Raw genomic sequence first — 14898 nt, forward strand, 5'->3', positions numbered from 1 at the left:
CCGCCCGTAGTGGAAATCAACGGCTTTACTTTATTTCATTGTAAAAGAAAAAAGACTGTAGGCAAACTCTCAAATTTTTTGAGTTTGTCTACAGTCTGGAACAAGTGCCTTTCTGTGAAAGAAAGGCACTTGTTTTTTATTCATCTTCTAATCGTGCATACATATAATGATCAACCCATTGACCATTAATATACAAAAGCTTTCTTAAAAGACCTTCTTGTTGAAAGCCTGCTTTCTCTAAGACACGCATTGAGGCATTATTTTGGGTTGATACATATGCCTCTACCCGATGTAGCCCAATTTGATCGAATGCAAACCGGACTACCATATTCACCGCCTCAGTGACGATTCCTTTACCTACATAAATTTCATCCATAGCATATCCCACAAATGCACTTGAGTAGGGTAAACGTTTTATAGCATATAGTGCAATATGTCCTATTAGATTATTAGTACCATGTTCAAAAATGCCAAAAGTAAATTCTCGCTTTGAATCCATTAAATATAGACTCTCTTGAATTTTTTTATATTGCGCGTCAATTGTATAGTATTCAGGTCTTTGTAAAGGCTCATAGGTTGACCAAAAGTATTTATTGCGGCTTACGAGACCTGTTAAACTTCGTGCATCTTTTTCTTGGAATGTGCGGATGTAGCATTTATCCCCCTTTATTGTTACCACATTCCCACCCTTTTTTCTTAATAAATTCCAAATTTTTAGCACCATTTCTCCACACTAGCCTTCCAATCAATGTCTGTACAAATCTTTACTACTTTCTCTGCCACCGAAAATCAAGTGGTTTAGCCCTAGTTTTACCTTATTGTATGTAAAAAAAGATGCTGCTACAACTAAAACAGCTCATGTCTTAATGTCATAGCACCATCACTTTATTTCTTATTTTTTTTGCTTCTTTTTCTCATTTAATATTTCTAGACTGGATGATTCAGCATCTTCTAAATGAGCATTGTCTAATACATTTGTTAGATGAAGTCCACGTTTCAGCGCCTCTCGTTCAATATGTGCAAGCGTTTCTTGTAGCACCTGTACACGCGCGTATTTTTTATCGTCTCCAGCTACTAAAATCCATGGCGCATTTTTCTTATCGGTCTTCTCAAACATTTCATTGGCAGCCTCGATATATAGTGGTGACTTTTCTCGATTGCGCCAATCTTCATCTGTTAACTTCCAAGATTTATAGGGGTTTTGTTCTCGTTCTTTAAAACGCTTTAATTGCTCTTCATCTGAAACATGAAGCCAAAACTTAATAATTATGTAGTCTCCTGCAGTTAAAATCTTCTCAAAATTATTAATTTCTTCATAAGCACGAGACCATTCGTCCTTCGTTGCGAACCCTTCGATTCGTTCTACTAACACACGACCATACCATGAACGATCGAAAACAGCGATTTGTCCATGCTGCGGTAGCTTTCTCCAGAATCGTTGTAAATAGTTATAGCGCAATTCATGTGGTTGAGGAGCCGAAATTGGATGTACCACATAACCCCGTGGATCGACACGTTCAATTAAACGTTTTATAGCTCCCCCTTTACCGGCTGCATCCATACCTTCAAATACTAAGACTAAACCTATTTTGTTTTTTAATAAAAATTGTTGTGCATTTAACATTTCATATTGGAGTACTTTTAATTTCTTTTTATACATCTTTTTATCTAGTTCAATGGATAGGTCTAGATTTTTTAAATTTAGTGTCATAAAGCTTCACTCCTTTAATCTGGATATATTCTTATTGTACTAAAGAATTATATGGATGCCTATTAGGATGGTAAATTGTAGATATTATTAGCAAAACAACACGATACATTGTTGGAAATTTCCGTTATAATAAAATGAGTGACAGTACTATACTTATTTGTCTTTTCCCTATACAATCTAACACGAAGGGAGAGGAAAACATGCCTCGGTTTTTATTGATGACAATTTCTTATATTGTCTCACTCATCCTAACCTTTTCATCCTTTTTCATGAAACTAAACGGTCAGTCTTCTTTAGAAATTTCTAATCGTTTTCCTGTGGTTTTTGCACCTGTTGATGGAAGTCATGTAATTTGGATTGTCATTTATTTATTCATCGGTTATTGGTTAGTGATGAACATCAAAAAGACATCTATGAAACAGTCTGCGCTCTTTAGCTGCATAAATATTTTGCAAGCATTAACGATATACGTATGGCATCATGAATTATTTATTGTTTCTCTCGGCATTACCTTACTCTTAGTCTTGTATTTATTTATGTTGTATAATACGTATCCATTTCATGACAAATCACTGTCGGGTCGTATTCCTTTCGCCATTTATTTTGCATGGATGACATTTATTTTTATCACGAATATTAGCTTTACGTTAACAGCTTATGGTTGGAACGGTTTTGGTCTTAGCACTCCTCTTTGGGCAGTTATTTTACTGACGTTAGGTGGAGCAATCGCGCTACATATCCGCTTTCATCACTTTGATATCATGTATCCAAGTGTTTTTATTTGGGCATATTTAGGAATCACTTTACATAATGGTTTTGATGAGCTACTCGTAACAACAGCTGCCTTATTTTTATGTGGTGTTCTCTTAGTCGGTATATTATTTATTAAAAAAAATCCTGCTAACCAAAAATAAATTGGTTTGCAGGATTTTTTATGTGATCCTAGTCTTCGTCTAATGAAGTTAGGATAATTGGTTTATCTTTTGTAACAATTACTGAATGCTCAATCTGAGCAACAAGGGATTTATCAGGTGTAATGAATGTCCAACCATCACCAGCTTCTACAATATGCTCTGCTTTTGCGGAGATAAACGGCTCAACTGCAAGGACCATACCTTCTTTCATAATTGTAGAATCCCATGCATCATAATAATTTAAAATGTGATTTGGTTCATCATGTAAGGAACGACCTAAACCATGGCCTGTTAAATTCATGATGACTGTTAAGCCATTTGCATTCGCCTCACGCTCAACAGCTTTTCCGATTTGATTTAATTTAGAGCCAGCCTTTACTTTTGTCATTGCTCGATCAAAAGCACTTTTAGCTACACGACATAGTTTTTCTTTGTCTTCATAGCCATCACCAACTACAAATGAAATACCAGTGTCGGCAAAGTAGCCATTTAAAGAGCCTGAAACATCAATATTGACAATATCCCCCGCTTGAATAATACGTTTACCTGGGATACCATGTGCCACTTCTTCGTTGACACTAATACAAGTATATCCTGGGAAGTCATATTCTCCTTTTGGTCCAGAAATAGCACCCGCCTCGGCAAACATGCGACCAGCAATTTCATCAAGCTCAAGTGTTGTGACACCTGGTTTTGTAGCAGTCTTCATCGCTTCACGAATCTCAGCACAAATGCGTCCGATTTTTTTAAAAGCTTCAATCTCTTCTTGCGTTTTTACAATCATGTATAACGTCCCTTTCATCTAATATCTACTCTTTAATATAACATAACTTTTTATGTGTATAACGATAAACGCTTTAAATATTGTATGCCTGCTTACTTGGCAAAGTGCTAAAAGCGCTATTCACTTATTGCTACAATAAAAAACCCCCTTCACAAATATGAAGGGGATCGGTTTATGCTTTATGTTTCATTAATTGTGGAGCCGCTGTGAATAATAGCACGCCAACAATGGCTGTTAAAATTGTTGCTGGTAGCATATAAGTACCATTATAAATAATCGAGTAAATCCACGCATTTTGATCGCCAGCATACTCTGCAAAAAATACAGATCCAGCAATAGTATGGGCCGCATATCGCAAGAAGCCTGCAAACACCGTACCTAGAATAATATAAAGTGCCATTTTTGTTTTGTTTCGTTGATTAGCTGCCTCAAGCAATGGTCCACGGACAATAGCTGCTAATCCCACGACTGTGAAAGCAACACCATAATCTAGTAATCCTTGGAGCCAGTGTACTATATATGCCCCAAACATTGTTTGCATAACACCTACAAGTAAGCCCGTTGTTAGTCCAGCTACTAAACCCCAGCGAAATGCGATTAACATTATTGGTACCATGACGAGACTAACAGAGCCCCCTTGTGCCCATACTTTAAATGAAACTTGATCCAGCACAAGGCCAATCGCTGCAAATATGGCAATCTCCACCAGCATTAATAGTCTTTTTTTGTCCATACATATTCTCTCCTTTGTTCCGATGTAGGATACAAGAGCAGGAATAGAAATGCGCTGATTGATTCTCTCTGACATCTTTTTATTCCTTTAAGAATGAAAAAACGATGTCAGGACAGAGCCTCACATCGTACAAGTGTCGGTTTCTATCCACATCCCTACGCAAGTGTTAACTTACAGGTTCAAAGAGTCAAGGCATTACGTGCCAAGTCTCAGCTGACATCATCAGCTCCCCTTGTGGTCGTTACATCTGAATTTAATTTGAACACTTTCATTGTACGCAAAGGATAGGATGATTACAACCTCTTCCAAACTATATTTTTTGAAACTTTGCCGTTTTCCATGCGTAAATATTAAAAAAGGAGGTACAACTATGGAGAACCAAAAAATTTTATCTGCCTTTAGTTATCTCAGTATTTTCTTTGCCCCTTTCATTGTACCATTAATTGTTTACTTCGTTACGAAAGATTCTGACATCAAAAGACATTCAATACGCGCACTTGTGTCTCATCTAGTCCCTTTTGTTTTTGGAATCTTGTTCTTCATTGTCTTTGTTTTTTCTACATTTAGTTTAGATCCAACTTCAAGTAATAGTACAGTGATGATTGTTTGGTTCATTTCGTTCGCCATTTATGTAATAGTCTCACTCGGCATCGTTATTTGGAATATTATTCAAGCTGTTCGAGTTATCCGTTAATGTTTCATTTTTAGGATAAACAGGTAGAAGAATTATAAAAGGAGCTGTGTTTTTGATGAAAGTATCAAAAGTTGTGAAAACTGCTGTAAAATTAGCGCCTATTGTTATACCTATCGTAAAAAAAGTATTGGCAGCAAAAAAAGGAACAACTTCTACAGTTAGTCCTCGAAAAAAATAAAAGGAAGGCGTATTTCCTTATGTCGGAAATACACCTTCTTTTATTTTATTTCAAAGTGTGTTTGGCTATGCCCATTCAACGTTTTTTCTACATGTAAAACGGCTGGCATCGCAGATTTTAATTCAGGCACATGAGAGATTACGCCAATCATTCGGCCAGAATCCTGTAAATCAATTAATGTGTCTATCGCTTTATTTAAAGATTCCTCATCGAGCGAACCAAAGCCCTCATCAATAAACATTGTTTCAATATGAATATTGCCCTGGAAGCTTTGAATAACATCAGCCATTCCTAGAGCAAGACTTAATGATGCATTAAACTTTTCACCGCCAGATAAAGTTTTGACATCACGTAATTGATCTGTGTAAGCATCATATACATCAAGTCCAAGTCCGCTTTGCTTCGCATGCTTTTCTAGCCGGTCTGAACGTCTAAGCTCAAATTGACCATTTGATAAATGATAAAGGCGAATATTGGCTGCCTCTGTAATTTGATCTAAGTAATTAATTTGAATATAACGCTCAAAGGACAGTTTTTTCGAATTTTGCCCATTTAATAAGCCGTAGAGCTCCTTCACTCTTCCAGCTTCATTCTCAAGTAAACGAAGCTCTCTCGCTGTTTCTTCCACCTTATTGATAAAACTTTGACATGATTTCGCAAAACCATCTATTTGTTGAAGTTGTTTAAAGGCATCCTCATAGGCGATTCGGAGACTTTCCACTGTTGCCTCCATAGAAGCTAAATCTTGTTCCTCTTTCCCTTGGAGATGCTTCTCTCCTTCGGTAATTTGAATTTGTAATGTGTGAACCTGTAACATATAGTCACTGCATGCCTTCCGAAGGCCCTCTAATTGGGCCGCACTTCTTTTGGCAGCTGCGTATTCCTCATAGCTAACAAAGCCTGCTTTCTGCATATTTATTGAAAACTGCTCACGTTTGTCATTCAACTTGCACTTCAATTCTTCAAAATTCTGTTGGGCGATTTCCACAGCCAATTTTGCATTACTTGCAGCTTCCTTTGCGGCATGTAAATTATGTTGACTTTCTTGCCATAATTTTTGTAAATCTATTTTCTGTTTGCTAACATCGGTAAGCGCTTGTTTTAATTGCAGTAAAGTTTGAATAGCTGTTGGCATTTGCTTATATTGTTCCTCTACAATTGCTTGTAGTCTTGTCCAGTTCTTCATCTGCTCAGTAAAATATTGATCAAGTTTTAGTTGTTTATTCTGCAGTTGCTCTATTTTTAAACGCTGCTCTTTTTGGTTTATTCGCGTTTGAGCTAACTGTTGATTGACAACCTTTAAGCTAGTAATCTCTTGTTCCATTTTGTCTAAGGTATCGATTAAATATGCTTGATCCTGTTGTTTAATTGGATGTGCTTCTAGTTGCTTCAGTGCCTCTTGCTGAAGCTGTTGCGTGGATGTTAAAAATGCTTCTTTTTCCAAATATAAGCGCTCGACTGATGAAGCCTTTGCTCTTAACGCTTCTACCTGAGCAAGGTCAACAACTTCCAATTGCTTAGTATGTGTTTGTTGATGAGTTATACTTCCACAAACAGGACAAGGTTCCCCGTCTTTAAGCTGCTGAGCCAAAACACTTGCTTGACTTGTCAGCCAACGTTGCTCTAATTGTTGAAGATCTTGTCTACTTTCTTGATAGTGAATTTTAGTAGTGATGGCATCCTGCTTGGCTATCTCTACGCTTTTTGTATATTTCTCCACCTGCATGAGCAAAGCCACTTGTTCACGAAGCTTTGGTAGTTGCTCTAAGTACCCTTCATATGGTTCTAGTTGGTTTTCATAGTGTTCTATTGTTTGCGAATACTGCTCTAATTGCACTTGTTCTTTTTCTACTAGTGCTAAGTTATCAGCTACCGCTTGCTTGGCCGTCTTAACATATTGCTCAGCAATTTGCAGTTGCTGTACATTGCTGTCATAAGCTTCGAATTTTGGTAGCAACCCTTGTAACTGCATTTCCTGCTGTAAAATTTGTTGCCGTTGAGACTCTTTAGCCTCTTCCACTTCATATTTATCTTGCGCTCGTTGTAGTAGTTCCTTAGTTTGTAGCTGACAGCTATTAGCTTGTTCATATGCCTGTTCTTTTAAATTTTGTTCAGCTCGTAAATCGATACATTGTTGTTCGAGCAATATTAAACGTTCTGCTTGTTCTGCTAAAGCAATCTCCTGTTCCTTTGCACGGTAGGTGTTTTGCTCATTTAACAACATTGTTAGTCGTTCCTGACGTTTGGCTTGTTCCTCAAATTGTTCATTAAGCGTTTTAGCTAAACTGTAATATTCTTGTTCTTTTTGATGATGACTATATGCTTCCTCATATTGTCCCTGTTCTTCTTCTATACATTTCGTATAGTAGGTCAATTCCTCTTCCAGCGCTTGCTTTAGCTGATGCATATTTTCCGTATTATCAGCAATTTGAGTAAAAAGAGGAGATGAACGATGTGGAAGAGCACCAACAATTTGACCTAGTAGATGTTCTTTTAATTGCTTGGCACGTTCAAGATCACTCTCTGCCTCTTTTCGTTTAGCATCAAGCATTTTTGTCATGACACCAAAGCGATCTGTTTTGAAGATTTTCCGTAAGATTACCTCTTTGTTTGTAGAGTCCGAAGTTAATAATTTGCGAAATTCACCTTGTGGCAACATCACAATTTGGCTAAATTGATCCTTTGTGAGTCCTATAATTTCCTGTATTTTTTTATCAACTTCAAGCGTTTGCTGCTTTTCAACAATGTTATAATCGAGCCTTCCCTCTTTTACTACCGCTAACTCCACTTTTTTACCAGTAGCTGTTTTATTTTTTTCCTTTATATGTCCTGGCTGGCGCAAAATCTGATAGACTCTTCCATGCATTTCAAACATAAGTTCTACCGCTGTATAAACATCATCGTCAGCAAAACCACTTCGTAGTAAAGCCGTATCTTGACGATCCTCTCCACTACCCGCCCCATAAAGTGCATAACAAATGGCGTCAAAAATCGTCGTCTTCCCCGCACCTGTTTTGCCAGAAATAGCGAACAAACGGTGTTCCCCTAACTGTTGAAAATCAATTACTTCTGTATTCTTATAAGGACCGAATGCCGTAATCGTTAACTTTAATGGCTTCATTTTACTATCTCTCGCTCCTCATCTAATAATTCTTGCAACATCTCCGTAAACAAACGCTCAGTATCTTCATCTGGCTGAATGCCGATAATATCTGTAAAGAAAGAGCGGAATAGATCGATATCTTCTAATTTTTCTGCTTCTACTACTTGAAGCTCGCTTGGCATCTCTAATCGAATAACCTTACGCTCAACATGCATCGCATGAGGAAAAACAGTACGGATACGTTCCATTGGAGAAGATACGGATGTAGCATCTGTCAATCTCACAAATACATAATCATCACTTGGTGGAAGCATTAGTAACTCCTCCAACTGTCCTTCTACTATTCGTAAATCTCTTCTTGGCACAAACTTTCTTTTGGTTACTGTACTATTTCCATGTTCATCTAGATCAATGATTAAAAAGCCTTTTTCATGTAAATGCTCAGATAATGAATATTTTAACGGTGAACCTGCATAGCGAATCGTTTCATTTAAGACATAATGTGCCTTATGTAAATGTCCGAGAGCTGTATAATGAAATGGTTTAAATAAAGCTGCATTTACACAATCTGATCCCCCTATAGAAAGCGGTCGCTCTGAATCACTAGTATTGGCTTCCTCCTCACCATACTTCGTCACAAAGGCATGTCCAATAAATATATTGCGTTTACTTGTATCCATACCTGCTGTTATGTGCTCAATAATTTTCTGCATAGCATCTTGGTGAGAACGTATCGATTCCTCTTCAAAAATACTACGAATAGAAGCAGGCTCTGCAAACGGCACAAGATGAAAATGCACTTCTCCATATTGATCATTCAAGATGATGGGTGCATGATCTTTCGTAAATTGGCCCTTAATATATAAGCCACTATCACGCATCAATCGACTACCAAAATTTAATCTGCCTGCACTATCATGATTCCCCGCAACAGCTAAAACAGGAATCTTCTTCTCTAATACTATTTTTGCTAAAACATCATTTAGTAAATTCACTGCCTCAATAGGAGGCATGGAACGATCGTATAGATCACCTGCTATAATAATTACATCTGGCTTTTCTTCATCAATTGCTTGCATAAATTGTTGTAGGATATATTGTTGATCTTCTGTCATATAGACACCTTGAACGAGCTTTCCTAAATGCCAATCTGCTGTATGAAATATTTTCATTCCTGTACCTCCTGTCCTCTTACTATTTTATCATGGCCATTAACAGATTGTTTTTCCTTTGTTTGGGGATTTCAGCACGCACAAAAAAAGCATCCTAAAAGATGCCTTCTTAATCATTATTCATCTATTCTCTATCTTTTCTATAAAAGCCGTATAGCCGTGGAATCCTTGAATAGAACGTCCCATTTTAACAGACTTTTGTGGTGCCTTCTGTTGTTTAGATTGTGCAGATGCTCGTTCCTTTAAAATTTCCTCAAATGATAAAGGATTCGGCTTCGGTAATTGTGATGAAGAAATATTCAGTGCATCACTACCACTATAGACTCTTAAAAAAGCATTGGCCATTTGGCGATATCCTTCAAAATTTGGATGAACATCAGCATGATTCGGTAAGTAGTTTGTTGCATTTAAACCAAAGTCATCGTACACATCTACATACACCGCTCCGGCTAGCTCCGCCTGTTGCTGTAAAATCTTATTTAACTTCACAAGCTGTGCATTTGTTCCTTCCTTTTGTGTTAGATGAACAGTTGGATAAGCAAAATAATAGCCTATAACATATACCTTAGCCTTTGGCGCGTGTTCAGCTAATTCATCTAAAATAGCCACCATATTTTTTCTCACCATATTTAAGGCGTAATCTGTTTGAAGCTGGGAAAAAGCTAAAGTTCCAGCCGTCGGATTCAGTTGGACAAGCCGTAATAAATCATTGGCTCCTGCTGAAACCGTAACTAGTGTAGCATGGGCTAGTAAATCCCTTGCTTCCTCAGATTGGATTTTTTCTAACACATTTGCTGTTGTAAAGCCTGGAAAAGCTAGCCTCTTTGTATAGGATTTTAATTGATCGATTGACTTTAATCTCATAGCAATTAAATCACTGTATCCAGCATCAATTTGTTGATAAGGCGTTTGACCAGCAGCTAAGGAATCCCCGATAGCTACAAAGCTTTCAGTTTGAGCAAAAGCAGATGAACCCCAGCATGTCAGTGATAATATGATTACCCCGATCACGTTACAAAAGTGCTTCATCTGCTCTCCCCCATTCTTGATTTTTAATAAGCTTAGAAAGCCCAGCTACCTTTGCGGAATATCGGCTCTACAGTACCGTCTGGTAAAATACCATCAATGTCCATCTCACCGCTGCCAATCATAAAGTCTTCATGCGTTACAGAAATATTTGCGCCTAAGGCTTCTAGTTGACCGTTTTCTAAGTCTCTACCGCCCTCTAAGCAAGTCGGGTACGCTTCACCAATCGCTAAATGGTTTGAAGCATTCTCATCGAATAACGTATTAAAGTATAAAATCTCTGATGCTGAAATTGGTGATTCATGAGGAACAAGTGCCACTTCACCTAAATAACTTGAGCCCTCATCTACTTGAATGAGTTCCTGTAATAAATCTTGACCCACTTCAGCTTCTGCCTTGATAATTTTTCCTTCTCCAAATGTTAATTTAAAGCCATCAATGATATTGCCTTGATACACTAAAGGCTTTGTATTACTAACATAACCGTCTACACCTTGCTTCATTGGAAGTGTATAGACCTCTTCTGTTGGCATATTGGCAATAAAAACATTGCCTTCAGGCGTTTTACTGCCACCAGTTAGCCATTTATGCTGTGGTGCTAAAGCAATTGTTAAATCTGTTCCTGGAGCAGTATAGTGAAGCTTCGCATACTTTTTATTATTTAAAAGTTCTGCACGAGATTCTAAATTAGTTACATGCTGATGCCAATTTTCAACTGCATTACCTTCTCCAATATGAACTGTTTTAAAGATAGCTTCCCATAAGGCAGGTACTTGCTCCTCTTCTGTTAATTGAGGGAATACCTTTGCCGCCCATTTTGATGAAGGAACTGCAATAATTGACCAAGCAATCAAATCCTTCATAACCGCATTACGATAGTTTTTCAATGCCGATCCAGATACCTTTTGATGTGTAGCTAATCGTTCGGCAGGAATTCCTGTTAATTTATCAGGATCTGCAGCATCGATCCATAATAATGCCCCTTTACGTTTAATGAGTTCATCACGCATTTTCACGACCCATTCTGGGAAACGGTTAAATTCTTCATCAGAGGCATGTTCAAAATAGGCACGATCTATTTCATCATCTGAAAAATTAACATGGACACGTCCAGCGCCAGCCTTATACGCCTCTTTAACGACCAAACGAGCAAAATCTAAAGCATCAACTGATGTGTTGACTAACAAATATTGACCTGGTTGAATGTTTACCCCAACTTTTACTGCAAGTTCTGCGTATGCCTGTAATTTTTCTTCAAATGTCATATTATTTCCCTCGCTTTTGTCCAATTGTTTTAGAATTACCTTCCATTAGCTTACCATCATGCCATATTTTCTGCACTGGCTTACCAGGAACTTCTCTTGTCCATTTTTTATAGGTTTTTTCGTCTTGATAAGATAGTAATGTTAATACTTCACCATCTGCACCCGCACGACCTGTACGACCCGAACGGTGTAAATACTGCTCAATTGTTCGTGGAACGTCAACATGAATAACATGTGTTAAACCGGCAATATCTAAACCACGTGCCGCAATATCTGTCGCGATTAAAATACGTGCGTCCCCTTTGCGGAAAGCATCTAAAGCCTTTTTGCGTTCTTCTTTTTTCATGTCAGAATGAAGAGTTACAATTGGTGCAGAGCGATACTGTAGCTTCGTTTCTTTCATTAACAATTGATCAATATTATTGACGAATGCTAGTGCTCTCAGTCCCTCTGTATGTGATAGTCGGCGAAGGAACTCTGTTTTATCGCGTTCTTCCACCTTCACAAATGAGTGGATCACTTTGCCGACCTTTAACATATCCTCTGGCTTAATTTTAAAACGAACTGGTTCAAACATCATACGACTCGCCACTAATTCAATTTCCTCTGTAATGGTTGCTGAAACAACAACAACTTGTCGCCCAAAGGCAGAACCTTCAATAAAGGATTTGATGACAACACGGTATTCACGACTAAGTAATTGATCACATTCATCTAAAATAACTGTTTCAATTTCCTTAAGTTTTAATTTTCCTGCACGTGCTAATTCATTTAAACGGCCAGGTGTTCCAACAACAATCGTTGGTTTTTTCTTTAGTTTTTCAATTTGACGGGCTGAATTGGCACCACCAATAAGCTGTTGAACAGTAATATCTGTACCTACTGTCCACTCACGGATGACTTCTACAATTTGCATAGCTAGCTCTTGTGATGGAGCTACGATGAGACCTTGTGTTTGCTTTTTCGCCCCATTTACTTTATTCAGTAATGGTAATACATACGCTAATGTTTTACCTGAGCCAGTAGGTGATTCAGCTACGATATCTTTACCTTCAAGCATAGCTGGTATCATTTCCTCTTGAATTTTCATGGTTGTTTCAAAGTTCCATTTTGCTTGTAATTCTTCTTTTAATAAACTGATTACTGACATGTTATTTCCCACCTTCTATCTGCTTGACACTAGTTTAACACACTCGGTAGCTTCCTACTTTATATGTACGCAAACCTTTATCAAATCGTTTCATTATACGAACCTTTCATCCATAAAAAATCTGCCTAACTCCACACACGGAAATGTAAGCCAGTCCACAACCCTTTGAAGACTTGTAGCCTACCCGTGTAAAGCAAGCAGATTCTTTTCTATCATTCATTCCTAATCGGCTAGCTCATAACCACAGGCTAAAATAGCACATTCCGCTAAAACGATTAATGAATCGATATATATATTACTTAATTTTAAATCTCGATTGACAATAGATAGCTCAGTACAGCCCAATACGATACGGTCGCAGTTTAGTGCTAGCATTGCCTCTTCTATTGGTTGCCAATCCTCCTGTGTGACATCCTTACCAGCTTTGACATAATCGTAAATGATGGTCATCACATGCGCTCTCATCTCATTATCTGGTACAACTGGTGTAATGCCATATTCTTCTAGCGCTTCTTGGTACATTCGTGATGTCAGTGTACCTGTTGTCGCTAAAATACCAACACGCTCCGCCCCTAATTCGGATGCACGCTTCGCCGTTTCACGAATCATATGCAAAACAGGGATTGGGGAACCTTCCTGGATCTCGTCATAAAAAGTATGGGCTGTATTACATGGGATGGCAATCATATTAGCTCCTACAGAAGCTAATTTTCTTGCATCCTCTACAATAACGGGGACAGGGTTTTCTTTTGTATTATCTAAAATAAAAGCCGTACGATCAGGAATATTTGTATCATTATCAATGATGGTATGTAAATGCTCCTGATCTTTTTGTGCTTGTGTACGTCTTACAATCATTTCGCCAATAAACATTGTTGCTAGTGGACCAACGCCACCAATTATACCTAAAGTTTGTTTTTTCATGAGTTAGACAGACCTTTGTTATTAAAATATTTCTTATATTTGCGATAAAAACTTAAATTATCGAGCGTTACATTTAACCAACGCTTGGCATTCATATCTTTATAATTAAAAATAGAATCCGTCGCCATTCCTTGTCGAATCAGACTTTTCGCTTCAATAATGAGTTGTTCATTTTGTACATATTTGAAAAGGACACCATTTGGCACGATCGTCCAAAGATGTTTGTTTTGCACGTATGTTAGTGGCTGTTTACTCCCTCGAACGTAATCGTCTGCGACATACTGCATTAGATTATAGCCACTAGCTGTCACATAATAATTTGAAAGCTCATTATGTAATTCTATACTTAACAATTTATATTGCCCATCACGATCATCATATTTCATATCGAATGTAGCAAATCCTTGGAATTGAATAGTTTCTAGGAACGATTTCACATTCTCCATTAAAGCTCCATTATAGGTTGTCATAATAGCCACATAACGACCAATACCTTCTGGAGAATGCTCTTCTAGAATAGGATTCCCTACAGCAAGAAGCTTAGCCTTCCCATCTTGTCCTATGTAAGCATTGACAACACACATATTGGCATCTTCTCCAGGAATATATTGCTGAATCATGAGATCATCTCGATAGGCAGATTCCTTATAGATGGCATGGAATATGCTATCCTTTTCGTCCTTATCATGTGCAATATATACTTTTTTCTTTCCAGGAAAAATACATGTGGCATACTTTGTCATATTCATCGGTTTAATGACAATTGGATAGTCAAATGACAGGTCGTAGTCTTCATAATCATTTACTGTGCATATATGCATAGCAGGGTATTGAAAGCCGAATTGTGCACACAGCTCATACATACTTTCGCGAGTTAGTAGCTGATGTGCAAGCTGAGCCTCCACATAAGGAACAATAAAATCCTCTGTTAATTCTTCTTTATGTTCAACAATCTTTTTGACATAAAATTCATCACAGGCTAATAGCAGTAATTTTTTGTCTACGAATTCCTGCGCTATTGCCTGTAGTGCCGTCACAAATCGTTCTTCTACATGAAGTCTTGGTACCTCACGAAAAGTCAATAAATCACTTTGTTGAATTTTTTCCATATTGGTGTGATTTAGTGCAAGTGGCTTCACACCATAGGCTTCGTAAAATGCTCTGGCCATGCCATAAGCATTCATTTCATCGCCTAGTAAAACCGGTAAAAAAGCGTGCTCAATGGCCATTCTACTCAACTCACT

14 protein-coding genes and 1 riboswitch are annotated in these 14898 nt (G+C 37.7%); of the genes, 3 read left to right on the forward strand and 11 right to left on the reverse strand.

The annotated features are described in order from the left end of the window. Nucleotides 1–136 precede the first annotated feature (136 nt). Both AO843_RS15125 and AO843_RS15130 read right to left on the reverse strand, forming a co-directional pair. Complete coding sequence (locus AO843_RS15125; RefSeq protein WP_054611926.1) at nt 137–724, reverse strand: GNAT family N-acetyltransferase; 588 nt, start codon at nt 722–724, stop codon at nt 137–139. Between the two features lie 168 nt (nt 725–892). Beyond that, nucleotides 893–1711 carry a polyphosphate kinase 2 family protein gene (locus tag AO843_RS15130; RefSeq protein WP_054611927.1) on the reverse strand — a complete coding sequence of 273 codons (819 nt, stop codon included), beginning with the start codon at nt 1709–1711 and terminating at the stop codon, nt 893–895. A 200-nt stretch (nt 1712–1911) separates the two neighbouring features. On the opposite strand from AO843_RS15130, the gene AO843_RS15135 reads away from it, so the two are divergent. Then, on the forward strand, nt 1912–2625 hold the full coding sequence (locus AO843_RS15135) for a hypothetical protein (RefSeq protein ID WP_054611928.1): 714 nt from the start codon (nt 1912–1914) through the stop codon (nt 2623–2625). 28 nt (nt 2626–2653) lie between these two features. Here the strand turns inward: AO843_RS15135 and map are convergent, their stop codons facing one another. Both map and thiT read right to left on the reverse strand, forming a co-directional pair. Next, entirely contained in the window at nt 2654–3409 is a 756-nt protein-coding gene (map, locus tag AO843_RS15140) for a type I methionyl aminopeptidase (protein ID WP_054611993.1), read from the reverse strand. A gap of 172 nt (nt 3410–3581) precedes the next feature. Further along, nucleotides 3582–4142, reverse strand: coding sequence for an energy-coupled thiamine transporter ThiT (gene thiT, locus AO843_RS15145; protein ID WP_054611929.1), 561 nt, complete (start codon nt 4140–4142; stop codon nt 3582–3584). Nucleotides 4143–4277: 135 nt separating this feature from the next. After that, nucleotides 4278–4385: riboswitch (TPP riboswitch) on the reverse strand. 127 nt (nt 4386–4512) lie between these two features. Between thiT and AO843_RS15150 the strand changes: the two genes are divergently transcribed. After that, nucleotides 4513–4836 (forward strand): magnetosome magnetite crystal formation protein family, encoded by a 324-nt coding sequence (locus AO843_RS15150; protein WP_054611930.1) that lies wholly within the window; start codon nt 4513–4515, stop codon nt 4834–4836. Between the two features lie 52 nt (nt 4837–4888). Then, on the forward strand, nt 4889–5014 hold the full coding sequence (locus AO843_RS25395) for a hypothetical protein (protein ID WP_255350380.1): 126 nt from the start codon (nt 4889–4891) through the stop codon (nt 5012–5014). Nucleotides 5015–5054: 40 nt separating this feature from the next. Here AO843_RS25395 and AO843_RS15155 read toward each other — a convergent pair whose 3' ends face one another. The 7 genes from AO843_RS15155 to AO843_RS15185 all read right to left on the reverse strand — a co-directional run bounded on the left by AO843_RS15155 (nt 5055) and on the right by AO843_RS15185 (nt 14883). After that, complete coding sequence (locus tag AO843_RS15155; protein WP_054611931.1) at nt 5055–8135, reverse strand: SbcC/MukB-like Walker B domain-containing protein; 3081 nt, start codon at nt 8133–8135, stop codon at nt 5055–5057. After that, nucleotides 8132–9289: an exonuclease SbcCD subunit D gene (locus AO843_RS15160; RefSeq protein WP_054611932.1), complete on the reverse strand. Its 1158-nt coding sequence runs from the start codon at nt 9287–9289 to the stop codon at nt 8132–8134. Before AO843_RS15160 ends, AO843_RS15155 begins: the two co-directional genes overlap by 4 nt. A gap of 120 nt (nt 9290–9409) precedes the next feature. Continuing rightward, the gene (locus tag AO843_RS15165; protein ID WP_054611933.1) at nt 9410–10318 is read right to left on the reverse strand and encodes an SGNH/GDSL hydrolase family protein; all 909 of its coding nucleotides are present in this window, start codon (nt 10316–10318) and stop codon (nt 9410–9412) included. Between the two features lie 32 nt (nt 10319–10350). Further along, complete coding sequence (locus AO843_RS15170) at nt 10351–11580, reverse strand: aminopeptidase (RefSeq protein ID WP_054611934.1); 1230 nt, start codon at nt 11578–11580, stop codon at nt 10351–10353. Nucleotide 11581: 1 nt separating this feature from the next. Beyond that, the gene (locus tag AO843_RS15175; protein WP_054611935.1) at nt 11582–12730 is read right to left on the reverse strand and encodes a DEAD/DEAH box helicase; all 1149 of its coding nucleotides are present in this window, start codon (nt 12728–12730) and stop codon (nt 11582–11584) included. Nucleotides 12731–12952: 222 nt separating this feature from the next. After that, nucleotides 12953–13654 (reverse strand): cysteate racemase, encoded by a 702-nt coding sequence (locus tag AO843_RS15180; RefSeq protein WP_054611936.1) that lies wholly within the window; start codon nt 13652–13654, stop codon nt 12953–12955. After that, complete coding sequence (locus AO843_RS15185) at nt 13651–14883, reverse strand: carboxylate--amine ligase (RefSeq protein ID WP_054611937.1); 1233 nt, start codon at nt 14881–14883, stop codon at nt 13651–13653. The genes AO843_RS15180 and AO843_RS15185 overlap by 4 nt, the downstream gene beginning before the upstream one ends. Between the last annotated feature and the right edge of the window lie 15 nt (nt 14884–14898).

Source organism: Lysinibacillus sp. ZYM-1, assembly GCF_001308875.1.
Taxonomy (GTDB): Bacteria; Bacillota; Bacilli; order Bacillales_A; family Planococcaceae; genus Lysinibacillus.